Annotated in this window: 21 protein-coding genes and 1 tRNA gene; 11 read left to right on the forward strand and 11 right to left on the reverse strand. The window is 60.7% G+C overall.

Features of this window, described 5'->3' with window-relative positions:
- Nucleotides 1-30 precede the first annotated feature (30 nt).
- Nucleotides 31-3,153, forward strand: a complete 3,123-nt coding sequence (locus tag RH950_RS05390; protein WP_350054474.1) for a YhdP family protein — start codon at nucleotides 31-33, stop codon at nucleotides 3,151-3,153.
- A 26-nt stretch (nucleotides 3,154-3,179) separates the two neighbouring features.
- On the opposite strand, the gene tyrS is transcribed toward RH950_RS05390, so the two are convergent.
- Nucleotides 3,180-4,427, reverse strand: coding sequence for a tyrosine--tRNA ligase (tyrS, locus tag RH950_RS05395; protein WP_350054476.1), 1,248 nt, complete (start codon nucleotides 4,425-4,427; stop codon nucleotides 3,180-3,182).
- Between the two features lie 108 nt (nucleotides 4,428-4,535).
- On the opposite strand from tyrS, the gene RH950_RS05400 reads away from it, so the two are divergent.
- Entirely contained in the window at nucleotides 4,536-5,663 is a 1,128-nt protein-coding gene (locus RH950_RS05400; RefSeq protein WP_350054478.1) for an anhydro-N-acetylmuramic acid kinase, read from the forward strand.
- A gap of 9 nt (nucleotides 5,664-5,672) precedes the next feature.
- On the opposite strand, the gene RH950_RS05405 is transcribed toward RH950_RS05400, so the two are convergent.
- Nucleotides 5,673-6,341, reverse strand: coding sequence for an alpha/beta hydrolase (locus RH950_RS05405; protein ID WP_350054479.1), 669 nt, complete (start codon nucleotides 6,339-6,341; stop codon nucleotides 5,673-5,675).
- A 354-nt stretch (nucleotides 6,342-6,695) separates the two neighbouring features.
- Here RH950_RS05405 and RH950_RS05410 point away from each other — a divergent pair, with 354 nt between their 5' ends.
- The 5 genes from RH950_RS05410 to mnmA all read left to right on the forward strand — a co-directional run bounded on the left by RH950_RS05410 (nucleotide 6,696) and on the right by mnmA (nucleotide 10,572).
- Nucleotides 6,696-7,109: an RrF2 family transcriptional regulator gene (locus tag RH950_RS05410; RefSeq protein WP_502889718.1), complete on the forward strand. Its 414-nt coding sequence runs from the start codon at nucleotides 6,696-6,698 to the stop codon at nucleotides 7,107-7,109.
- 72 nt (nucleotides 7,110-7,181) lie between these two features.
- Complete coding sequence (locus RH950_RS05415) at nucleotides 7,182-8,294, forward strand: cysteine desulfurase family protein (RefSeq protein WP_350054483.1); 1,113 nt, start codon at nucleotides 7,182-7,184, stop codon at nucleotides 8,292-8,294.
- Nucleotides 8,295-8,329: 35 nt separating this feature from the next.
- A complete protein-coding gene (locus RH950_RS05420; protein ID WP_028464378.1) occupies nucleotides 8,330-8,650 on the forward strand; it encodes a 2Fe-2S iron-sulfur cluster-binding protein in 321 nt (106 codons plus the stop codon).
- Nucleotides 8,647-9,330 (forward strand): thiaminase II, encoded by a 684-nt coding sequence (tenA, locus tag RH950_RS05425; RefSeq protein WP_350054485.1) that lies wholly within the window; start codon nucleotides 8,647-8,649, stop codon nucleotides 9,328-9,330. Before RH950_RS05420 ends, tenA begins: the two co-directional genes overlap by 4 nt.
- Before the next feature lie 66 nt (nucleotides 9,331-9,396).
- Nucleotides 9,397-10,572 (forward strand): tRNA 2-thiouridine(34) synthase MnmA, encoded by a 1,176-nt coding sequence (mnmA, locus tag RH950_RS05430; RefSeq protein WP_350054487.1) that lies wholly within the window; start codon nucleotides 9,397-9,399, stop codon nucleotides 10,570-10,572.
- 24 nt (nucleotides 10,573-10,596) lie between these two features.
- On the opposite strand, the gene RH950_RS05435 is transcribed toward mnmA, so the two are convergent.
- Nucleotides 10,597-11,178 (reverse strand): YqaA family protein, encoded by a 582-nt coding sequence (locus RH950_RS05435; RefSeq protein ID WP_350054489.1) that lies wholly within the window; start codon nucleotides 11,176-11,178, stop codon nucleotides 10,597-10,599.
- A 144-nt stretch (nucleotides 11,179-11,322) separates the two neighbouring features.
- Here RH950_RS05435 and RH950_RS05440 point away from each other — a divergent pair.
- Nucleotides 11,323-11,409 (forward strand) — tRNA-Leu (locus RH950_RS05440).
- A gap of 188 nt (nucleotides 11,410-11,597) precedes the next feature.
- Here the strand turns inward: RH950_RS05440 and RH950_RS05445 are convergent.
- On the reverse strand, nucleotides 11,598-13,658 hold the full coding sequence (locus tag RH950_RS05445) for an adenylate/guanylate cyclase domain-containing protein (protein ID WP_350054491.1): 2,061 nt from the start codon (nucleotides 13,656-13,658) through the stop codon (nucleotides 11,598-11,600).
- 27 nt (nucleotides 13,659-13,685) lie between these two features.
- Complete coding sequence (locus RH950_RS05450; RefSeq protein WP_350054493.1) at nucleotides 13,686-14,891, reverse strand: FIST signal transduction protein; 1,206 nt, start codon at nucleotides 14,889-14,891, stop codon at nucleotides 13,686-13,688.
- Between the two features lie 376 nt (nucleotides 14,892-15,267).
- On the opposite strand from RH950_RS05450, the gene RH950_RS05455 reads away from it, so the two are divergent.
- Together RH950_RS05455 and RH950_RS05460 are read left to right on the forward strand one after the other, a co-directional pair.
- Nucleotides 15,268-15,534, forward strand: coding sequence for a hypothetical protein (locus tag RH950_RS05455; protein WP_350054495.1), 267 nt, complete (start codon nucleotides 15,268-15,270; stop codon nucleotides 15,532-15,534).
- A 174-nt stretch (nucleotides 15,535-15,708) separates the two neighbouring features.
- Nucleotides 15,709-16,941, forward strand: a complete 1,233-nt coding sequence (locus RH950_RS05460) for a hypothetical protein (RefSeq protein ID WP_350054497.1) — start codon at nucleotides 15,709-15,711, stop codon at nucleotides 16,939-16,941.
- 17 nt (nucleotides 16,942-16,958) lie between these two features.
- Here the strand turns inward: RH950_RS05460 and RH950_RS05465 are convergent, their stop codons facing one another.
- The 3 genes from RH950_RS05465 to RH950_RS05475 are packed head-to-tail and all read right to left on the reverse strand — an operon-like array spanning nucleotide 16,959 to nucleotide 20,172.
- On the reverse strand, nucleotides 16,959-17,837 hold the full coding sequence (locus RH950_RS05465) for a DMT family transporter (protein ID WP_350054499.1): 879 nt from the start codon (nucleotides 17,835-17,837) through the stop codon (nucleotides 16,959-16,961).
- Nucleotides 17,834-19,099 (reverse strand): TIGR04372 family glycosyltransferase, encoded by a 1,266-nt coding sequence (locus RH950_RS05470; protein WP_350054501.1) that lies wholly within the window; start codon nucleotides 19,097-19,099, stop codon nucleotides 17,834-17,836. Before RH950_RS05470 ends, RH950_RS05465 begins: the two co-directional genes overlap by 4 nt.
- 11 nt (nucleotides 19,100-19,110) lie before the next feature.
- Nucleotides 19,111-20,172, reverse strand: a complete 1,062-nt coding sequence (locus tag RH950_RS05475) for an NAD-dependent epimerase/dehydratase family protein (RefSeq protein ID WP_350054503.1) — start codon at nucleotides 20,170-20,172, stop codon at nucleotides 19,111-19,113.
- 206 nt (nucleotides 20,173-20,378) lie between these two features.
- On the opposite strand from RH950_RS05475, the gene RH950_RS05480 reads away from it, so the two are divergent.
- Nucleotides 20,379-21,188: an IclR family transcriptional regulator gene (locus RH950_RS05480; protein ID WP_350054504.1), complete on the forward strand. Its 810-nt coding sequence runs from the start codon at nucleotides 20,379-20,381 to the stop codon at nucleotides 21,186-21,188.
- 19 nt (nucleotides 21,189-21,207) lie between these two features.
- Here the strand turns inward: RH950_RS05480 and cysE are convergent, their stop codons facing one another.
- The 3 genes from cysE to RH950_RS05495 all read right to left on the reverse strand — a co-directional run bounded on the left by cysE (nucleotide 21,208) and on the right by RH950_RS05495 (nucleotide 23,567).
- Nucleotides 21,208-22,023 (reverse strand): serine O-acetyltransferase, encoded by an 816-nt coding sequence (gene cysE, locus RH950_RS05485; RefSeq protein ID WP_502889719.1) that lies wholly within the window; start codon nucleotides 22,021-22,023, stop codon nucleotides 21,208-21,210.
- Between the two features lie 127 nt (nucleotides 22,024-22,150).
- A complete protein-coding gene (locus tag RH950_RS05490) occupies nucleotides 22,151-23,197 on the reverse strand; it encodes a permease (RefSeq protein ID WP_350054506.1) in 1,047 nt (348 codons plus the stop codon).
- A gap of 49 nt (nucleotides 23,198-23,246) precedes the next feature.
- Nucleotides 23,247-23,567 carry an ArsR/SmtB family transcription factor gene (locus RH950_RS05495; protein WP_350054508.1) on the reverse strand — a complete coding sequence of 107 codons (321 nt, stop codon included), beginning with the start codon at nucleotides 23,565-23,567 and terminating at the stop codon, nucleotides 23,247-23,249.
- Nucleotides 23,568-23,670 lie beyond the last annotated feature (103 nt).

A 23,670-nucleotide genomic window follows, 5' to 3' on the forward strand; every position in this document is an offset into this window, starting at 1 on the left:
CGGAACAACCTTGAGCCAAGAGTGCCCCGCGTGCTGATAAGAACCACCAAGATAGCCCTCGAAATCGCGGCCGCGATCTTTGCCGGTATCGTCGTGCTTGCGGCCCTGGTGTTCTGGCGCGCGAGCACGCAGCCGGTATCGCTTGAATTTATGAAGTCGCGGGTTGCGGAAGCCTTGATCCCGGCCGAACGCGGGACAGCGACGATCGGCGATCTCAGCATGGAATGGCGCGGCTGGAGCCGGTTATTCGAGATCCGGGTGACCAGCCTGCGGCTGAACAATCAGTCCGGCGGCCTCATTCTGTTCGCTCCGTCTGCTGATATCGCCCTGTCCGGCCCCCAGCTTCTGCTTGGCGAGATTGCGCCGGTCCACATTGCGGTTGATCAGCCGGTGCTCAATCTGGAACGGCGGGCCGACGGTTCCTATGCGCTCTATGGCGCGGCGCCATCCGGCGACGATGCGGATGCCGGGAACCTGTTTTCAGTACTGCAGGAACCTCCGAAGGGAGGACAGCAGGGCTTGGCCGGTCTGGAACGGCTTGAGCGATTTTCACTGAGACGCGCCACTGTTCGTGTAAAGGATGATGCCGGGCAAATGGGCAATGTCAGGTTGTCGGGGCTTGACGGGACGTTCGAGCGCGAACGCGATGGCTGGCGCGTTGAAGCGCGGGCCGATCTCGCGGTTGGCGGCGAGAGTGTCGAGATCAGGGGCGACGGCAACTATTTCTACCGCAGCCGCAGGCTCGACGGTGCCGTGCTGTTCCAGGGTCTGACACCCGATCTTGTTCTTTCCCGGCTTCCCGAGATGCCTGTCGATTTCACGGTATCGAGCAGGCTCAGTGGCAGCATCGCCTTTGCCTTGCAGGATTTTCGCGCACTCGAAAGCATTGATGTGATTGCGACGGCGACCAACGGGGAAATATCCGTTGATTCCGTGCTGTCGGGTCCTTTGGCCTACGATAGCCTGCGCTTCCAGATCGGTTACGACGGCCGTGAAGATACTGTGGCGTTGCGCAATTTCGTTCTCGAGAAGAGCGGCATGGTTGCCATGTTGCAGGGATCTTTAAAGGATTTGAGCAACCCCGCACTGGAACTCTCGGCGAAGATTACCGACCTCCCGGTGGACAACATCAAGGATTACTGGCCGTCGGAACTGTTCGAGATAGCGCGCGGCTGGACCACCGGGAACCTGCGGGACGGGACAATTACGGAAATTACTGCGCGGATTTCCGGTCGTATGGATGTTGTTGCGGAGACCCGGTTCAGGGATGTCGCGGTTGACGCCGATGTGGCGTTCGAGGATGTCACTGTGCATTACCTGCCGCCGCTGCCCCCGGCGCTCAAGGTTGGCGGCACGTTGCATATCACCGAAAAGCGTCTCGATGCGACGGTAACAACCGGGCGTCTGGACGGCATCACGCTGAAAGGGGCGAAGGTCTCGCTCACCGGCATCCATACCGTCAGCGACGATTACGCGACGATCGATGCCGATATCGAGGGACCGATATCGGATATTCTCCGGGTGCTCGATACACAGCCTTTCGGCTATGCACAGGCCTTGGGCCTTTCGCCGGACGAGGTCACCGGTCGGGCAGATGGGCGGATGCATTTTGAGATGCCGCTGCTCCGGGTGATGACGTTCGACATGGTCGATCTGTCGGCGGAGGGGCAGCTTTCGCAGGTCTCGTTGCCCACGAGAACGACCCGCCTGCCGTTCGAGCAGGGGGAAATGTCCCTGAAGCTCGACAATAACGGCATGTTGCTGGATGGCAGCGGCGCGCTGTCCGGGCTGCCGATGCAGCTCGGCTTCCTGCAATCCTTTGATAAGGAAGCCGCGATCCGCCGCCGAACTCATGTCATCGTTCGCCCCGATACGGACAAGCTGGCTGATCTGGGATTCGACATCCGCCGTTTTGCGGATGGAGAGGTGGAACTGGACGCGACCATCGAGGAAACGAGCGCCAGCGAGGCGACGGTTGATCTCGTCATCGGCCTGCAGAATACCGAACTCGAGATCGGGGAGCTGGCCTGGGAAAAGCCGGCCGGCGCCGCCGGTACATTGCGGGCCAGGCTGCAGACGCGGAACGATGCCCTGGTCTCAATCGAGCGGTTTCAGGTCGCGACCGCAGATCTCGCCGCGTCCGGTTCGGTCGAGTTTTCCGAGCAGACGAAACAGCCCAGCCGGCTCACGGTCGAACGGTTGCAACTGGGCAAGACCGACCTGTCCGGAGTGGTCGCGGCCGATGGAGCTGGTGGTTATACCGCGGACATCAGCGGTCCGTTTGCCGACCTGCGCCCGCTCGTCGACCGGTTCGACGGAACGTCGACAGACATAAACCTGCCACTCGTGGTGAATGCACGGGTCGATCAGGTGCTGATCGGAGAGCTCGATGCGATGCGCGATGTCACGCTGCTGCTGGAAGATGACGGCGCCGGTAGTCTGACCCTTGCGGCAAATGGACTGCTCGGAACCGAGCCTGTCGATCTGAACTATTCGACAATTGGAGACAGTCCGCATTTCGACGTCAGCACCGAAAATGCCGGGAACATGATGAAATCGTTCAAAGGGTTCGACTCCATTATGGGGGGGAAGCTCGCCGCATCGGGTTTTCGCGAGGAACGGGACGGCCATATGGGCTGGAATGTCTCCCTGTCGGTGCTCGATTTCAACCTGATCGATGCTCCTGTCATGGCGCAATTGCTCAGTGCCGCCTCCATCACCGGGCTGCCTGCCTTTGTTCAGGGCCGTGGTATTAATTTCTCCCGCCTCGATCTCGGCATGCATGTTTCCGAGGAGCGGCTGGTCCTGGAGCAGCTGCTGGCGCAGGGGGCGGCGCTCGGTATCTCGGCATCCGGCTCGGTCGACCGGGTGCAGGATCAGATGGCTCTGAACGGCATGCTGGTCCCGGCTTATGTGTTGAACGAGATTATCGGCGCGATTCCGCTGATCGGGACTCTGCTCACAGGCGGAGAAGGCGAGGGGTTCCTTGCATCGGAATTCTCGGTCGCCGGCCCGCTTGAGAAGCCGGTGGTCACAGTGAATCCGCTGACGGCCCTGACGCCCGGCATTTTCCGCAATCTGTTCCGGCTGTCTGACGCACCGCCGAAAGATCCGGAACCGGCCGAGCCGCCGCCGCAGGATACCAGCCCCTGAATCCGGATTTCCCCGGACTTTCCGGTTCAGACCTGCAGCAGGACGTGACGTTTCTTGCCTGAAGAGAGCTTGATCACACCATCGGCCAGATCGGTGTTGCCCAGTTTCAGACTCTCATCCGAGACCGCGACATCATTGACCCTGGCGCCGCCATTCTTGATCAGCCGGCGGGCTTCGCCGCTGCTCGTGGCGAGACCGGCAATGCGCAGGGCATCGACCACCCACAAGCCGTCGGAAAGCTGCGCCGCCGTGACGGAGATCCGCGGCAGACTGTCTCCGAGAGCGCCCTGTTCAAAGGTTTTCCGTGCGGACTCGGCGGCGGTTTCCGCTTCTTCCTTGCCATGCAGCAGGGCCGTCGCCTCGTTTGCGAGCACCTTCTTGGCGTCGTTCAGCTCGGCGCCTTCCAGCGTTTCGAGCCGGGCGATCTCGTCCAGGGGCAGTTCAGTGAACAGGCGCAGGAACTTGCCGACATCGGCGTCTTCCGTGTTGCGCCAGAACTGCCAGTAATCGTAGGGCGAGAGCCGGTCCTCGTTAAGCCAGACGGCGCCTTTCTCCGTCTTGCCCATTTTCTGGCCGGAGGCCGTGGTCAGCAATGGCGTGGTCAGGCCGAACACGGACTGCTGGTCGATCCGCCGGGTCAGCTCGACGCCGTTGACGATGTTGCCCCACTGGTCCGAGCCGCCCATCTGCAGCTGGCAGCCGTAGCGCCGGCGCAGTTCGAGGAAGTCGTAGGCTTGCAGGATCATGTAGTTGAATTCGAGGAAGCTCAGCGACTGCTCCCGCTCTAGGCGCGTTTTCACGCTGTCGAAGCTGAGCATCCGGTTGACCGAGAAATGCTGGCCGATCTTGCGCAGGAACGGGATGTATTCGAGCCCGTCCAGCCATTCGGCATTGTCGCACATGATTGCGTCGCTGGTCTCCTCACCGAAGCTGAGGAAACGCTGAAACACGGTCTTGATGCCGGACTTGTTGTGCTCGATATCCTCGTCCGACAGCAGCTTGCGGGCCTCGTCCTTGAAGGACGGGTCGCCGATCTTGCTGGTGCCGCCGCCCATCAGCACGATCGGCCGGTGGCCTGCCCGCTGCAGGTGTCGCAACATCATGATCTGGATGAGGCTGCCGACATGCAGGCTGTCGGCCGTGCAATCGAAGCCGATATAGGCGGTCACGACCTTGTTGTTCAGCAGCTCGTCGAGCGCGTCGTTGTCGGTGCATTGATGCACGTAACCGCGCTCGCTCATGGTCTGCATGAAGCCTGATTTGAACTGGCTCATGGTCGTGTTCCCGGTGAAGATGTGTCAGAATCCAAGGCGCGAGCACTTAGCACATGGCCACCCGGGTCTCAACCGGAACCGGCGCCACGCAGTGCGGCTTGCGCGGAAATGACCACACACGGAGACGATCGAGTGAGCGGGAAGCGGACATATCGGGCAATCGGCCTGATGAGCGGAACCTCAATGGACGGGATCGACGCGGCTCTGATCGAGAGTGACGGCGACGGGATCGTGCAACGCTGCGGCTTCCTCAGCACCCCCTATCCCGATGATTTTCGCGCCCGTCTGCAATCGGTGATGGGGGAGGTTGGCGACATTTCCGGCGTGGCCTCCGAATTGACCGAGAGGCATGCGGCGGCGGTCTCCTCCCTGCTCGCGTTGGAGGGCGTTGCGCGCGACAGCATTGATGTCATCGGCTTTCATGGGCAGACCATCCTGCATGAACCGGAACGGCGCCGGACGGTTCAGATCGGTATGCCGGACCTGCTGGCGCGCGAGACCGGCCTGCCGGTCGTTTTCGACCTGCGCCTCGCCGATGTCGCGGCTGGCGGGGAAGGCGCGCCGCTTGTGCCGGTCTATCATCGCGCACTCACGCGAGAACTCGGCTCGACGGTTGCCGTTCTCAATCTTGGCGGCGTGGGCAACGTGAGCTGGATTGACGGGAACCAGGCCGCCGGCCCGGAACATATGCTCGCCTTCGATACCGGCCCGGCAAATGCTCTTGTTGATGATTTTGTACAGGCGCGCCGCGGCGCGCGCTTCGATGCGGAAGGAGCCCTGGCGGCAGCGGGCCATGTCGATGATCTGCGTCTGGCGGATCTTCTGTCCGATCCCTATTTCGACAAGCCGCCACCGAAATCCCTCGACAGGGATCATTTTGTCCGGCGAGCGAAACGGGCGGTGGAGGGATTGCCTGACGAAGATGGCGCGGCATTGCTCACCGCATTTTCGGCGGCCGCAGTCGCCCTTGCCGAACGCTGGTTCCCACATCCGGCTGAACAATGGATCGCCTGTGGCGGCGGCCGTCACAATCGGGTGCTCATGACGATGCTGGCAGAACGTCTGTCGGCGCCGATCGTGCCGGCGGACACGCTCGGCTGGAACGGTGATGCCGTCGAGGCCGAAGCCTTTGCCTATCTGGCTATCCGCAGTCTTCAGGGAAAGCCGTTGACGTTCCCCGGCACGACCCGCGTGCCGGTGCCGCTTACTGGCGGCACCTTGCACAGGCCGGACTGACTGTCGGCGTTATTTCTTTGTGGCGGCGAGCTGTTCGGACTCAGGCAAGGACTTGTTCAGGTAATCGGTGACGGCCTTGTTCACGTCTTCCAGATGCTTGCCGAAATAATGGTCGGCGTTTTTCACCACGACATGGTCGATGACAATGCCCTTCTGGGCCGACAGCTTGTCCACCAGCTTCTTCACGGAGTCCGGCGGTACCACCGTGTCGGAATCGCCGTGCACCATCAGGCCGGAGGCGGGGCAGGGCGCAAGAAAGGTGAAATCGAACATGTTTGCCGGCGGGGCGATGGAGATGAAGCCGGTGATCTCCGGGCGGCGCATCAGAAGCTGCATGCCGATCCAGGCGCCGAAGGAAAAGCCACCGATCCAGCAGTACGGCGCGTTCGGGTTGTAGGTCTGCAGCCAGTCCAGCGCCGACGCGGCGTCGCTGAGTTCACCCTCGCCGCGATCGAACAGACCCTGGCTCCGCCCGACTCCGCGAAAATTGAAGCGCAAGGTCGAGAAACCGCGATTCACAAAGTTCTGGAACATGGAATAGACGACTTTGTTATTCATGGTCCCGCCGTGCTGCGGATGCGGGTGCAGCAGCAAAGCGATCGGAGCCCCTTCCTTCTTGCTGTGCACATAACGTCCCTCAAGGCGCCCCTCGGGACCATTCAAAATGACTTCAGGCATTCGATCCGTTCCTCAACCGCCGGTTTTCCGGCTCACCCGATCCAATAATGCAGACAGTCTCTAACGGCCTGTTACGAACTCGTCAGGGAAATCGGCCTCTATCTCGGTTTACATTCATTATGTGTTGGCTGTAATCTCAATCTGACAGCAGGAGTCTGGCTTTAGCTTACTCGGGCTGTAGTATTCAAGTGTAGCATTGCTGCCCGTTAACGGAAGCATAGGTCGATGCTACCGAGGCCGTAGAAAGTTGGCCGCTCTTTTATCACGAACGGACGGGACCTCCGTTCACTTTTATTGTTCGCCGTTTTTGGGGACTCGGCGACCAGTGACCATATCGGACGGGGGTCGAATAACGTGAAGTTCAGCACTAAGGGACGCTACGCAGTTATGGCTGTCTGCGACCTGGCCCGACATGATGATGGTCGGCCAGTGTCACTTGCCGAGATCGCCTCCAGGCAAAATATTTCAGTTTCATATCTTGAGCAAATGTTCGCTCAGCTCCGCAAGGCGCGCTTCGTCCGGAGCGTGCGGGGGCCGGGAGGCGGATATCTTCTCGCCATCGAGCCGTCTGAGATCAAGATCTCCGAAGTGATGACGGCGATTGAGCATCCTGTGCGCGGCAATCAGGACGATGACGGGATGTTTGCGACGAGAGGATGCGCGGATGATCCGACCAAACCATTGTGGGAAGAGGTGGGGCGCCAGGTTCTCGGGTATCTCGACAAGGTTACCGTCGCGGATCTGATGACGGGAAGAGTTCCGCACTAGGGGCTCATCGCTTGACGGTTTTGTCCCGCCTGCCTATCTCGGCTGTGCGACCGGCCGGGATGTGGGACAGAGATGCCAAACAGGATTTATGCGGACTACAACGCGACAGCGCCGTTGAGGGAGGTGGCCCGAAACGCGATGATCGGTGCGATGGAGACCGTCGGCAATCCGTCTTCCGTTCACGGGCCGGGCCGGGCGGCGCGGGCGCTGATCGAAACGGCCCGTCGTCAGGTCGCGGCCCTGGTCGGCGCGGTGCCGCAATCAGTCGTTTTCACCAGCGGCGGGACAGAAGCTTCCGCGCTGGCGCTCAAGGGCTGCGGCCGCTCCCGGATCATCACCAGCGCAATCGAGCATGAAGCCGTGCTTGCAGCCGCTCCGGACGCTGTCCGGTTACCCGTCGACGATCAGGGCATTCTCGACCTGGATGCCCTGCGTGAGGCCCTGTCGGGCGGTGGGGCGGACTGTCTGGTCTCCGTGCAATGGGCGAACAACGAGACAGGCGCCGTGCAGCCGATCGATGAAATCGTCCGGATCGCGCAGGCGCATGGTGCCCTGGTTCACAGCGACGCGGTACAGGCCGCCGGCAAGCTTCCCATCGACATGAGCGCCTCGGGCATCGATCTGATGTCTCTCTCCGCACACAAGATCGGCGGCCCGGCCGGGGTCGGTGCTCTCATCATGCGCGATGGTCTGGACATTAAGGCAGTCCAGTCCGGCGGCGGTCAGGAAAAGGGGCGCCGATCGGGCACGGAAAACAAGATCGGCATTGCGGGTTTCGGGGCTGCTGCCGAAGCCTCCCTAGCGGCGCTGTCCGACTGGCCGCGGGTGGCCGGTCTGCGCGACAGGTTCGAGGCATCGGTTCGGGATGCCGGAAACGGCGCCCGGATCTTTTCGGCGGGAGCCGTGCGCCTGCCCAATACCAGCTGCGTGTCCATTCCCGGCACGAAAGGGGAGACCCAGGTGATCGCCCTCGATCTTGCCGGGATCGCCGTCAGTTCCGGTTCGGCCTGCTCGTCGGGCAAGGTCAGGCGCAGCCATGTGCTGGATGCAATGGACCCGGGATTGCCGGATGCGGAAAACGCGATCCGGGTCTCGCTCGGCTGGGATTCCACGGAGCAGGATATCGACAGGCTTGTCGCGGCCTGGTGCGATTTGTACAAACGCTCGTCAGCTGACCAACATTGATCCGCCTTTCGAGCGGATATCGAACGGAGAATGATTTGCCCCGCATGACATTCATCGGCCGCGACGGTACCCGTCAGGAGGTCGATGCCCCGCTCGGATATACGCTGCTGCAGATTGCGCGCGAAAACGATGTCGATATCGAAGGCGCCTGCGAGGGATGCCTCGCCTGCGCGACCTGTCACGTGCATGTCGCTCCGGAATGGTACGAGAAGGTTCCGGCGCCGAGCGACGACGAGGAAGACATGCTCGATCTCGCCTTCAATATTGTCGACACGTCCCGCCTCGGTTGCCAGATCCGGATTACCGAGGAACTCGACGGCCTGGTCGTGACCCTGCCGCCGGACGGCACGGCGTGAGCGATCTCGTCCCTGCAGGCGGTTTCCTTGGCCGGCTGATCGCCGCCGCGCCGGATGCCTGGCAGGCCTATACCGCGCATCCTTTCGTCGCCGGCATGGCGGACGGCACTTTGCCCGAAGCGGCGTTCAAGCATTATCTCGGCCAGGATTACCTGTTCCTGATCCATTTCGCCCGGGCCTACGGCCTCGCGGTGTACAAGGCGGACCGGCTTGAGGACATGCGCGCGGCCTCTGCCGTCATTTCCGGCATTCTCGATGTGGAGATGGACCTGCACGTCAAATATTGCGCCGGCTGGGGGCTGACCGAGGCGGAGATGGCCGCGCTGCCGGAAGACCCGGCCTGCATGGCCTATACCCGCTATGTGCTGGAGCGCGGCATGGCGGGCGACATGCTCGACCTGCATGTGGCGCTGGCGCCCTGCGTGGTCGGCTATGGCGTGATCGGCGCCCGGCTTGCCGCGGACCCGGCGACAAAGCGGGAGGGCAATCCCTATTTCGCCTGGATCGAGATGTATGCGGGCGAGGAATATCAGGATGTCGCGCGTGGTGCGGCCGCCCATCTTGACGCCCTCGCCGCCCGGCGTGGCGGGGAAGACCGGTTTGCCGAGCTTGCCAAAACCTTCGGGGCGGCGACCGTGCTGGAGCGGGATTTCTGGCAGATGGGACTGAATGCCGTCTGAGCGCGGATACAGCCATGCGCTGAGTTTTCTTGTTTCCGCCGCCGCTTTTCCTATATTGCGCCCATTATGACAGCACACACACTCAACTCGCTCGGCATTGCCAAGGCCCCGAAGGATACTCGGGTCGTCGTCGCCATGTCAGGCGGTGTCGACAGTTCCGTGACCGCGGCCCTCATGGCGGAGCAGGGTTACGATGTCGTCGGCATCACGCTGCAGCTCTACGATCACGGGGCGGCGCTGGCCAAGAAGGGCGCCTGCTGCGCCGGTCTCGATATCCAGGACGCGCGCACTGTCGCCGATACCCTGGGTTTCCCGCATTATGTGCTCGATTACGAGAGCCGGTTCCGCCAGGAAGTGATCGACGATTTCGCCGACAGCTATCTGCGCGGCGAGACTCCGATCCCCTGCGTGCGCTGCAATCAGACCGTCAAGTTCCGCGACCTGCTGGCCACCGCTCGGGAGTTGCAGGCCGATGTGCTCTGCACCGGGCATTATGTCCGCCGGCTCGACGGCGAGAACGGGGCGGAACTGCACCGCGCCATCGATCCGCAGAAGGATCAGAGCTATTTCCTGTTCGCCACCACGCGGGAGCAGCTCGACTTCCTGCGCTTCCCGCTCGGCGGCATGGAAAAAGAGGAAACCCGCGCGCATGCCCGGCGTTTCGGGCTGAGCATCGCCGACAAGCCGGACAGCCAGGATATCTGTTTCGTGCCGAACGGGCGCTATGCCGAGCTGGTCGAGAAACTGCGCCCGGGTGCGGCCGAGCCGGGCGAGATCGTGCATCTCGACGGCACCGTGCTCGGGCGGCACAAGGGCATCATCCACTACACGATCGGTCAGCGGAAAGGCCTCGGTATCGGCGGCCGCCGCGACGAGGACGGCAATCCGGACACCGATGCGCTCTATGTCGTCCGGCTCGATCCGGCGGCCAGCAGGGTGATTGTCGGCCCGCGCGAGGCGCTTGGCCGCGAGACCGTCTATGTCGATCAATTGAACTGGCTCGGCGATGCGCTGCCGGGGGCGGCCGGCATACCGGTCGCGGTGAAGCTGCGCTCCACCACCCACCCGGCAACGGCACGCATCCATACGGACAGCGAAGGACGGGGCCGCATTCAGCTCGATGTGCCGCAGCATGGTATCGCGCGGGGACAGGCCGCCGTCTTCTACATGCCGGGTGACTCGACCCGGGTTCTCGGTGGCGGCTGGATCACCGGCACCGAAGAGAGCGCTGTCGCAGCCTGACCCCCGTCGGAAGCCCGACGCGAATCAGCCCAGGAATTTGATCAGCGCGAAACCGCCGACCAGCAGCAGGAAGGCGGCCGTGGTCCAGAGGCCGAGATTTTTCTCGATGGTCTTCTGCACGGCCGGCCCGAACTTCCAGCACAGGGCGGCGACGAGATAGAACCGCATACCCCGTGCCAGCACCGAGGCGGCGATGAAGACGGCAAGGTCGAGATGGGCCACGCCGCTTGCGATTGTGATGACCTTGTAGGGAAACGGCGTGATCCCGGCGCCGAACACGATCCAGGCGCCCCATTCGTTATACTTGTCGGTAAAGGAAGCGAACTTCTCCGCATATCCGTAGAATTCAAGCAGCGGCAGGCCGGCAGCTTCGTAGAGCAGGGCGCCGATTGCATAGCCCAGCAGGCCGCCGAGGACAGACGCCACGGTGCAGATACCCGCGGCGCGCCAGGCATTGCGCCGGTCGGCCAGCACCATCGGGATCAGCATGGTGTCCGGCGGTATCGGGAAGATCGAACTCTCGATGAAGGAAATCAGTGCGAGCCAGTAATTTGCCCGCTTGTGCGCGGCGGCCCGCATCAGTCGCTCGTAGGTCGCTTGCAGCATGCTGTCAGATGTCCCGGAAATCAGGCCGGGTTCCCTCCGGCGCGAGGATCGCTTTAGCAGCGGTCACGGTTGCCGCGCAAGCTGCCGGTTGCGGATTGACCGGCCCATGCTTTTGGCTATGATGCGCGCTCCTCGCCATGCGGGGCCCCTGTGGCGGAATCGGTAGACGCGGCAGATTCAAAATCTGTTTCCGGTAACGGAGTGGGAGTTCAAGTCTCCCCGGGGGCACCAACTTATCTTGGGATGTTCGCAAGTCATCCAACAGCCTGAAAATCTTCGATCTAGTGGCCTTGAAACAACCTGCGTTTCTGGCGATCTGATTCCAAGACGCGAATGCGGTCCAATGGTGTGTGATCCCCTTTTCGGGTGTTAGACACTGCGCGGGCGTGGCTCGCAGTACCGTCCGGCGCCATGCGAACCTAGCTTTTCTCGGATAGGACCCAAGCGCCATCCCAGTGCGCGGGCGGGTTCGCAATAAGGCTCTCGCATCGCGTAATGTAAACACCGGTGATCGGGTCGACCGGAGCGCCGGACCGGCATTTCTTGAAAAGTTGCAAGGCCGCATCGAAATCGCCCTGTCGATAGGATTGAATTGCACCAGCAAGCAATTCAGGGGCGGTACGGTGCCCGGTTTGGCTTGGATGAAGCAGTTCGAAAATCGTGCTGGCTTCGGCCCGGCCCTTGACGACAACCCGGTCGATTTCACGAAACTCCAGAGAGTCCGGTGCTTCAAGAAGGGCGTGCGTTCGATCGGTGAAAATGGCGGAGACACCATAGAGCCTTGTCAAACCTTCGACCCGGGATGCGAGATTCGCGGTATCGCCTATGACGTTTGAATCGAGCCGTTCGCCACCGCCCAGTGCTCCGATCATCAAGGGGCCGCTGTTGATTCCGAGGCCAAAGAGTATCGGCCTTTCGCCCCGGTCCTCACGCTCGCGATTGAAGGCGACCTGGGTGTCCAGCATGGCTTCGGCGCAACGCAGCGCGGCATCGGCAGAACCCGGAAACAATGCCATGATCGCATCGCCGAGATACTGGTTGATGAAGCCGTTCTCGTTGGCGATAAGTGGCTCCATCGTTGCGAGGAATTCATTGAGTGCGACAAATGTTTCGGTCGGACCTAGACGTTCGGATAGCGTCGTGAAACCGCGAATATCGGCGAACAGAACGTTCATGGTTTTCAGCACGCTGTCACCGGTCCGGATCTCCTCAATGCCGGATCTGTCCAGTAGTTCGAGAAACTGGAAGGGAACGAAACGGCTATAGGATTTGGTCAGGCTGGCCAGCCGTTGATTATGGGCCATGACCTGGGCGTTCAGTTGCCGGTTAATCCAGAGACCGCCCGCCTGACGGACAAGAACGGAAAAGGCGACGCGGATATCGGGCTGGATCTGATCGTAGAAATCCATGTTTTCGGCTGTCACCCCGGCAAGAATGACGCCGCCGAGCTCGTCGTGCCGGTCAAGAAACGGGCAAATGATCGCCGTTGCGATACCGAGGTCGGACCATTGCTTCAGGACGTCGCTCTGATCGTCCGCAATCCAGCATTCCGGGCAGGAGAACCATTCATTTTGGTAGGGCAGAGACTCAGGTGCGTTCTCGAGGCCGAACTGGGAGACGATCTGCATACGTTCCGGGTGAGCCCCGTCGATCTGCATGAAAACGGCAGCTTCCAGCTCGAAGGCTTCGATGATGGCTTCCAGGGTTAGCTGAAAAAACGCCTCATCGTCGTCAACATCAAGAGTCCTGGCAGTGTATTCCTGAATGGACTTGAACCGCATCAACTCGTCATCGACCTGATTCTTGGCGCGGATAAGGTCGCGCTGGAGAACAAGCTGGCGTCCATGCTCCAATTCCAGGCGGCGATTTTGTTCGACCAGCTCCAGATTAAGGGCCCGTTTATTCAGGACAGAGCCAATCTGGCGCGCCATCACCGTGAATGCGGCGGTCCTGTCAGCCGTGATTGGCTCATAAAGTTCGTAATTGTTATTCGTGACACCGCCCAGGATGACACCGCTCAACGCGCCGTTCGCGCTCCTGAGAGGGCAGGTTATGGCGACTCGTAGCCCCAGCGAGCTCCATTTTGCGAGAATGGTGTCGTTCTCTGCGACAATGCTGCCGGATTCGCCGCTGAACCATGCGCTATCGTAATCCAGCTCGGCCGGTTTTTCGTCGAAGCCGAAACTGCCGGCGACATGTAACGTTCCCGGGTTATCAGACGGGCGCAGGACGAGTGCAACTTCGAACTCGAAGGCTTCGATTACTGCTTCCAGGGCGGTGTCGAGAAATACGGAGTCCGAGTCCGCGGCGAGAGATTTTTCGATAAAGGCCTGGATTGTCTGGAAGCGCCGGAGTTCCTGGTCAATCCGGGATTTCGCGGCGTTGAGCTTGTCCTGAAGAACCAGTTGCTTCGCGACCCGTTCTTCGAGCCGCGCGCAATGCGCACTGAGTTCCTCGTAGCTGAGCTGACGATTCTTCACAGACCACGCCCATGCCGGGAGGCCAGGCTAGCTGGTTGCGTTGCGAACGATCGGGAACAGCGAAGTCGTGTAGCTATGAAACGCGTTTTTGCCCGCGAGCTGGGCATACTCGCTGAAACCGTAGATGCCGAGCCAGGGCACCATCTCATCCCCGCAAATCGGGTGCTGCATCTTCGCAATGATCTCGTCCTTCAACACGCGGTTGAACATCAGGCGGCCCCGGGCCATGCAGTCGGCATGGAACACCGCGACTGGCTTGCGGCCGTTCAACTGATCGCCCAGACGCTTCATTAAACGATCAACCCCCTCGAAAATCAGATGCTCATCCCGCTGCATCAAGACGTACCGGGTGCCGGCTTCAACGGAGGTCGGAAGATAGAACGACTGCTGATCGTCCGATACCTTGATCGGCACGCGCAGGATCTGCGGATTGTCGTAGGCGGCGCTTTCTTCGTCATTTAGATCCATACCCAGGCCGGCGATCGGCAAGGCATCGGCTGGAGGGGTTTCGGCCGGCAGTCCCAACTTGGCCATCAGGGTGGGCCAGGCGGGTTGTCCATCCAGCTCCAGTATCTGGTTTGCATCGCATTTTGTGACCTCGAACATCACCGCTTCGAGTGGCACGGACCCATGATGGACTCCGGTAACGAGCTCCAGCGAGTGATCCGAGAAACCAACAAGGACGAGTCCGTCTTCCATGACGGTCTCGTCATGGAACTGGAAGGTCCGCTTTGCTTTTCCGTTATCCGCTGTCGTCAGACCGAAGATCGTGATGTCGGTGCCAAACACCTCTTCGATACCCTGAATCACCTTGTCGCCCGAAACATCGAGTCCGGCAGAGAGGACATAGATCATATTGATGTCGTCGGATTGTGCTTTCAGATCGTCCGCGACAGATCGGGCGAGGTCCGCCGAGTTCCGTCCATTCAAGCCCGCTACCGATGCAACCGAAACCTCATCGCCTGTGATTGCCATGAGTGCCATGGACCGCATCGACTCGCTGACGCCTTCGCTCGCGATCACGCCGCTGCCACTTCCGCCGACGATATGGGCCGTCGGACAGGCTTCGCGGGCTGCGGCGATGAGCTGCGGGAAATTATGCCCGACTGTCGAGTAGACAATCAGCAGATTGCAGCCTTCGGCGGCGTCTTCTTCAAAAGCGCGATCGAGGCACTCCTGGACCGCGGTATTAGCGTTGACGGCATTGCTGCTGCCCGATCGGAAATGCAGCATGGTCTCCTCCCAGGTCGCCGTTTTCCGGCATTTCTTGATCAATTGAGAAACTGTAAATTCAGTATCAGGCGAGTATAGCCGAACTCTCGCGCATTGCACGATTTTCGATATGCTGCAAACCCCGTTGAGGTGAAGAACCAGACGGCAAATTATCGTCGTGACGCTCTCTCCTGACGGGAACCGGCAGCTTTCTGGACGGCGACCCCTTAAACATACTGCGCGTCTCGTCAAAGCCGGACCATTCCTCAAGTGCGGCCCAGGTCATGTCTGCGGTGACGTAAGCGTCCGCAGTGCCATGCTCTGGCGAAGCCGCCTGAGTGGCGGCGGTTTCAGTCTTGGTCTTGTGCCTGTTTCACGGCCATTCGGACTGGAAACGATGACCGGCGAATATCCCTGTCATGAACGCCTCGGCTGCCCCCTGTTCGTCAACGATCAGGCTACCGGCGGCATCGTGAGGCGACGTTATCCGGCCATGCCGTCATGCTCGTCGCCGATTTCCGGCAGAGCCGTCGATGTTGCCAAGGCTTTTCAGCGCATCATTGCCATCGTCGTCCCGTCCCATCCGGTAGCGCAGCAGCGGGCCGACATTCAGCTCGTCTCCCGGCCGGGATATTGCCTTGCAGGCAAGAGACGATCATGGTGATCAATGAGTTAAAATGCTTTCTCCGGACTCAGTAAGAATAGGAATTGAGTAATTCTTGTCTTTTTTTATGGGAAAACATGGGCTTTATCGAACTGCTTCATGGTTTGAAAATCTTGCAAAAACCACCGAATTTTGCGCTAACTAGTCGATCAGAAAGCTTTAGGATTCCGCCATATGGCGAATAATATCAGTGTCGCGCAAACCTTCGAAAGGCGCGGGACCTGTGTCCCGTTCACGACCGGGGATTCTCTGCGCCATACCCGCGCACGCCTTTATCAGCACGGGAACGATAGAATCCTTGAAGCGGTTATTCCGAGTTTTGGCGGCGGGCGGCGTGGCGAATTGATGGTCGTGCCCTGGAAGGACCTGCCGGATTTCGTGCAGCTATCGGATCGGGACAGGGAATTGCACGATGGCATTCCGGGGATCGTCGGCAAACATGGTATCGATCCGCTGCAGGTACGCGAGCTTCTCCACAAGGTGAATGCGGCCTATTCCGATGATCCGGAGGTCCGGGCTAAGGCGCGCGCGCAGGCCCAGCAGGATAGTCAGGACAAGGAAGTTGTCCGGATGTCCTGTATCGCCCAGCTGATGCGGGAATGCGGTATCGAGCGGGGCGACCCGGTAATGGCGGGGGCGAATACCAAAACGCTGGTCGACCTGATGACTGCCGAGGAATCACGGTCGCATTTCGATGTCGAGATGCTGATCGACCGGGTCTTCCTGTTCGCGTCTCAGCGCAGCGGCGTCAGTATCGACAATGTGCGGGAATGGCTGGAGCCGCTGGTTGGCCTAATCACGCCGTTCGGGACCGTGAAAGGCACCCAGGCGGACCGGACAAACGGACATCTGTTTCTGGAACACGTCAATCTGATGGAATTCCGCAAATCCGTCGCCGCCTATATGGAACAGAAGCCGGAGGAATACGGCGCCGCCGCCGAGGTGTTGCTTGAGGTGGTGGATCAGACGATCCGCTATGTGGACGAGCGGATCGTCACGCTCGATTCCCTGCTTGGCAGTTTTGCCGATGTCTTCTCCAAGCAGGATTCGAATGTTTCCTACCTGATCAAGCTGCGCCGCGACGTTGCTTTCGCCCTTGATGGCTGGAATGACCTGATCGACCACTGGACGGAAGCCGATGCCGAGGACTGTAAGAAAGCGGGAAGCGTTGAATACCGTGACCGGGCTGTGGCCTATGTCATGAATTTCCTGCCGATCATCCCGCATCGGGAACTGTATCCGGACGACGGCTTCGACGGCCAGGCCAGCATCGAGCGAGCCCGCGTCAAGATCGTTGCCGCCATGCACTCCTGGTCAACAGAGGCCCTGGACCAGGAACTTGCGCGCAGGGTCGAGAAAGGCCAGAAGAAGCAGTCCGATACAGAGGCGGGTCGCCTCATGTCCTGACCCCGCCTCGCGGGTATTCAGCGACGGTGACGCTGTGGGAATACCACCAGTGCAACACCGATGGTCGTCACCAGGATACCGATCCCGGCGACAGGACTGATCTCTTCTCCGAATGCAAGATAGGCCATCACGGCCGCCGTCGGCGGAACGAGATAGAACAGGCTTGCCACCTTCGTCGCCTGACCGTTCTTGATCAGCGTCATGAGGAGCGAATAGGCGCCGAGCGAGACGACCAGAGACAGCCAGAGATAGGCGCCGATGAAGGCCGGCGCGGGGACGAGAACCATGCTTTCGAACAGGGCTGCACCGGTAAGTGTGACGAGGAACGCGGTGGCGCATTGGATGGCGCTGCCGGTGATCAGGTTCATCTCGGTTGCGTACCGCTTCTGATAGAGCGTCCCGACGCTGATTGAAACCAGTGCCAGGATGGACAGGCCCAGGCCGGTCAGACTGACGCCGTCGACACTCATTCGGTCCGACAGGACAAGAACCATGCCGGCGAAGCCGACAAAGCAGCCCAGCCATTGCCGGCGCGTTGGCGGTTCGCCGAGAAACAAGCCGGAGGCCACGGCGGTCAGCACCGGTTGGAGCCCCGTGATCAGGGCGACGAGCGCGGAGGGCATGCCGCTATGGATGGCGATGAAGATGCTCGAGAGGTAAACCGCGTGCAGGCAGAAACCGACCACGGCAATGTCAAAGACACCGCGTATGCTCCTCGGCCAGCGGGCCCCGGTGATCAGTGCGATGGCTACAAAAATTGCGGTGACGAGGCCGAACCGGCTCGCCATGAAGGTGAGTGGTTCGACATGTTCGAGCCCGAACTTCGCGGCAATGAACGCGGAGCTCCAGAGCAGGACAAAGATCGCCGGAGCGGCGACCGGGATGAATTGCCTCATTCGAGGAATTCCGGGTGGGACTTTACGTAACGGTCCGCGAGCTGCGTCCAGGGCAGCGCATAGCCGTACTGGCTCTGCCGGGCGGAGACGGTGCTGTTGTCTGTAGGATGGCCGCCCTTGTCCAGGAAGGACTGATATTCGGCGCCGATTTCCAGAAACCTTCGCTGTGCCGCTTCATCCGTTTGATGGGATCCCGCAAGGGATCTGTCCATCTCGATGACGGCATGCAGAATGTCGTCGGCGGTATTGTCCTCGACGGCAAAGCCGCATTTCGCAACACCCTCGTCACTTGCATGACGGGCGACGCCCTGCTCCAGCATTGACCGCAGTCTTGCGGGTTTTCCATCGTCATTCGAAAGATAGGTTTTGAAAACCAGTTTATCCTGTGGATTCATCCACATGCCACATTGCAGGACGCCGTTCACCATGACCTGCGGCACCCCAAGGATGCGGAAGACCGCCTCTGGCCCGGAAGAACAGGTGATGCCGAAATGCGCGCGTTTGATCAAGCCGGGGTCCAGCAGGTCCGTGTAGTCCGGCTCCTTCCAGATATCGAGATAATGCGGATGCTCGAAGGGCGCTTCGACCGAGCCTGCCACGCCTGTCCGCAGCACCCAGTAGCCCTGATCGAGCAGATAGCGGATGGCTGGCTCGTAGGTTGCGATATCCGCCGAGCGGTAGAAATGGATTGTCTCTCCCGGGAGGAAGTTGCGGTCGCGCACATTGAGCACGACGATCCGGTCTGTCTCCGTAATACCGCGCCGTTCGCAAAACTGCTGGGCTGCTTGAGAAACTGTCTCCGAGACAGGCAAATGGCGGGGCTGCCGGGTGCTCGTGTTAAGGAACTTGATATAGTCGTCCAGAATGCCGGCGGGGCCACGCTGATACCAGGTCAATTGATTGACGGAAAGGGTGCCGGCGCCGATATGGCCCATCAGCATGATGTCCATGTCAGCGGACTCCAGGACCGAGATTCTCTGATCCACTATGCTTCTGACGCCAGTGCTGTGCGGCGCCACCGTGCTATCCGGAATGACGATGATTTGCCGGTCGTGATTCTCGCCGAACATTTCCCAGAGCGCATGCGGCTCCATCGCGAGGTGCCCGATGCGCCAGGCCAGCGGCATGATGTGGACCACCGTCTTTCCTTCGGTCGACAGGTGGGGGGCGACGGCGTGGACCAGTGCTGTGACCCGTTCTGGATGAAAAACCTGTTGGAGCGAGAATTCGTCCAATCGGTTCAGGTCATTGGATTGGCTCATTGGTCAAACCCCTATGTCAGAATGGGTTCAAGCGTGGCGCGCTCAGCCGTCAGCCATTCAAATATATCGTCCAGCACAGCATCAACCGATCGTTCCGGGCGCCAGCCGAAACTTTGCCCGACCCGCCCTGCATCGGTAATGAACCAGGGGATATCGGCCGGATTGGTGTCCGGATTGACGCCGATGTCGATGAATTTTCCGGAGCGTGTCGCACATGCATGGCTGAGTTCCTTAAGGGAAACTGCATTGCCGGTCCCCCCGCCGACATTCCATACACCTTGGGCCGCGATCTCGAGCCTGTCGAGCTGACGGACGATCAGGTCGAACAGGTCCTCCACATGCAACACGTCCCGGACCTGGTGCCCGTGACCGCCGAAACCGTTGTAGGACAAGGACCCGCCATACAGGTGCCGGGCTGCCCAGAGTGTCATGAATCCCTGATCCACCTTGCCCATTTGCCATGGGCCTGCCAGTACGCCGCAGCGGTTGATGATCGCCTTCAATCCGAAGGCGGCACGGTATTCCTCGATGAACTGTTCCGAGCTCAGCTTTGTCGCGCCGTAAAGAGAGCGGTGACCGGCGAGAGGGAAGTCCTCCGCAATGCCGCGCTCGCTCCATCCGGGCCCTGAAGCGCCGGCCGGAAGCGCCAGGCGGCGTTCTGCGGTTTCAAACGGCAGGGCACGGAGCGGCTCAATCGGGTAGACCCGGCTGGTGGACAGGAACACGAAGGCCGCATCATGTGCCCGTGCCGCTTCCAGACAGTTCAGGGTGCCGCGGAGATTGGTGTCTATCAGATAGGCGGGGTTCCCCCCATAGCCGGCCTGGACGGATGGCTCGGCAGAACACTCGATCAGCAGATCCATGGTCCCGAGCGCCGCGAGGTCGTTCGGATCGCGGATGTCGGCATGCTCGAACCGGACGCCGCCGGCGCGCAGGCGCGGCAAATTTAGCTCGCTGCCGCGTCGTTTCAGATTGTCCGCGGCGATCACATCCGCATCCGGATTGGCGCGTTTGAAGGCCAGAGACAGATTTGAGCCTACGAAGCCAGCCCCACCGGTGACGAGAATGCGCATATGCCTGACTTACGATCCAAAATTCTGAGCTTTCTTCGGCTTAACGCAGGCCCGTGCGAGGAGCAAACGCAAAGCGGATCAATTCATTTTAAAAACGCAATTGCATCCCACAATGCGGAAATCTATGATGCGGGCAGCCGGAGTGACATCATGTCACGCTATGAATAAGAATTGTATACAAAGCCCAAAGGGAAGATATCGATTTCATGACCGCAGCTCCCAAGCGATCAGATTCCGAGCGATCGGGCCAGATCCAGTCCGTCGCACGCGCCATCAGTGTTCTCAACGCTTTGGCCGCTGACGAAGAGGGCATGACCCTCACGCAAATCGCCCATACCGTGACGTTGCCGCCGTCGACGGTGCACCGCCTGCTGACCACCCTGCAGCAGGAGCGCTACGTTCGCTTCGACACTGAGCGCGGTGCCTGGCAGATCGGTGTCCAGTGTTTCGCCGTCGGCAATGCTTTCCTGCGCACGCGCGACCTGGTTGCCATTACCCGGCCCTACATGCGGCGCCTGATGGAAGAGAGCGGGGAGACAGTGAATCTGGCCGTCCGCGACAATGATGAAATGGTCTATCTGGCCCAGGTCGAATGCCGGGAAATCATGCGGGCCTTCGCGAAGCCCGGCGCGCGCGTTCCGATCGCCGGTTCGGCCGTCGGAAAAACGCTGCTTGCGCGGATGCGGACCGACGAGGTCTCCAAGCTGCTGGCGCGGATCGGGACGGAACACAAGACCCGCCGGACCATCGACGCCCTGCCGCGCATGGAGGCGGAGCTGGCGAAGGTTCGTGACGTCGAATTTGCCATTGATAACGAGGAGCATTCGGTCGGGTTGCGCTGCGTCGCATCGGCTGTCTTTGGCCATCACAGCGAGCCGCTGGCCGCGATTTCCATTTCCGGGCCGACGGCACGGATCACGGATGAACGGATCAGCAAACTGGGCAAGATCGTCTGCAATGTGGCCAGGGAGGCGACAGTCGCGCTCGGCGGAATTTGGCCGCACTCGGCCCCCTGATCAGCTCAGATATGCAACGTCAGTCGTACTCTTCGGAATAAAATCGCTGGTCCATTGAGAGCGCCGGCTGGGCGCAGCCGGCATTACCGACCACTTTCGCCGGAACGCCCGCAACGGTGGTGTTCTTGTCGACGCTTTTCAGCACGACCGACCCGGCACCGACCCGTGAGCATTCACCGACCTCGATATTGCCGAGCACGGTGGCTCCGGCGCCGATCATGGTGCCCCGACGGATCTTCGGATGACGATCGCCGGTTTCCTTACCCGTGCCGCCCAGGGTCACACCGTGCAGCAGGGAGACGCCATCCTCGACAACAGCGGTCTCGCCGATGACCACGCCGGTACCGTGATCGATCATGATGCCCTTGCCGATGCGGGCGGCGGGGTGAATGTCGACGCCGAAGACGCTGTTGATCCGGCTCTGGAAATATTTCGCCAGGAAGGTTCGGTCATGGCCCCAGAGCCAGTGGCCGATCCGATAGGCCTGCAGGGCATGGAACCCTTTGAAATAGAGGAACGGCTCGAGATAGCTGGTGCAGGCCGGATCGCGGTCGTAGGTGGCGGAAAGGTCTGCGCGGGCGGACTCGCCGATCGAGGCGTCGGACAGCATTGCATTGTGCACGACCTGATAGACGGAGAGATCGCTCATCTCCGTGCCGCCGATCTTCTGGGAGATCAGGTAAGCCAGGGCATCCTCGAAGCTGCGTTGATCCAGCACGCTGGCATGCATCCAGCTCGCCAGGGCGGATTCCTGTTTCGCCCATTCGGCGGCATCGGTGAGCATCGAACTCCAGACCGGGTCGACGACGGCTTTGGGTTTCGGATTGGCGTCCACTGTACTGTCCTCCGCGCCGCATGACCGGCGTTTGTGGAATCCGCCGCCCGTGCAGAGCGGCGGCCGCGTATTCAGGAAAGGTAAGTATCCCATTCCAGGAAGCAATATCCAGCTTCACGCATGAATATCATGCCAAAACCGCAAGGTAGAGGGCAAATCCGTAGGCAGCGGCGAGGGAGCCGAGCAACCCGAGCGCCAGATACCAGGCGAAGACGCCGCCGCGCACCAGGGCAAAAACCGCCATCGAAGCAGGAATGCTGGTGATGCCGCCGGCAATCATGAAGCCGAGGCCTGCTGCCGGGGTCATCCCCAGATCCATCAGGCCGCCGACCAGCGGAATGGCCGCATAGCCGTTGAGGTAACTCGGCACGCCGACCAGGATGGCCGCCGGAATGGTCCACCATTCGCTGCCGCCGAGATAGGTCGCCACCCGTTCAGCCGGAACGTAGGCCACCATAAGGCTTTCGAGAGTGAAGGCGAGGGTCAGCCATTTCAGAAGGAACAGACCGGACCTCCTGGCTTCACCGGAGAAGGCCTCCCGGCGCTCCCGATCCTTCCAGAAACCCCAGACAATCTTCTCTGTCTTCAGGGCGTTGGAACTGCCGCAGCCGCATGATTTGGTCAGGTCCGGGCGCAGGGCGTCCTTGAAGGCGCCAGCCTTCACCAGCAGATGCGTGCCAAACCCGGCGGTGGCACCGATGGTGAAAGCAGCGGCAAGCTTCGCGAAGGTGAACTCGAGGCCCATCACCGGCGTCATCAGGATGAACATTTCCGGGTCCATCAGAGGCGATGCGAGCCAGAAGGCCATGACCGGCGCCAGGGGCACCCCGGCGACGAGCAGGCCGGCGATGATCGGCACCACACCGCAGGAACAGAAGGGTGAGAGGGAGCCGAAGGCGGCCGCCAGCAGGATTGCCTGCGTCGCGTTGCCCGAAAAGGCCCGACCGATCTGGTGATCGAGTCCGCTTGCCCGGGCGAATGCGGCGACAGCGACAGAAAGGATGATGAAGGGTCCGACATGGACAAGAGCGTCGAATGTGAAACCGACACTCCTCGCTGCCTGGTCCGGGACCAGGAGGGCAAGGGCCGCGAATAGCAGAATGGTTGCAATCCAGACCCGATCGATCCGACCGAGTTGGAACGAGATGCTGCGCGTCAGGTCAGCTGTGGTCATGATTCTATCCGATCCTTCCGGTATCATCGAACTATTAAGTCAAAAAAACTCACGCGTCCTGCGTCTCGTCCAGCTGCACCACATCCAGGCCGTTGCAACACTCGGCGCAGAGATAGGTCACCAGGGCATCGGCCAGCTCGAAATTGGCCGTGCAGCGCAGCACCCGACCCTCCCGCTCCTGCCGTGCCAGACCGGCCCAGACCAGATGCGAGATATGGTGGGAAAGGGTGGATTTCGGGATATTCAGATGTTTCTGAATTTCGCCGACCGTCACCCCTTCCGGCCCCGCCTTGATGAGCAGGCGAAAGGCTTCGAGGCGGTGTGGGTTGCCAAGTTCCGACAGGCATTTCGAGGCGGTTTCTATGTCCATGATGGGAAGGTATGCACTGATTTCGGTTGAGTCAACGATAATTCTAGATTTATCGAACTAATATGATTTGGCACTGTCACGGAGCTTTCATGGAGCGCTGTCT

This window comes from Nisaea sp., assembly GCF_040217065.1.
Lineage (GTDB): Bacteria > Pseudomonadota > Alphaproteobacteria > Thalassobaculales > Thalassobaculaceae > Nisaea.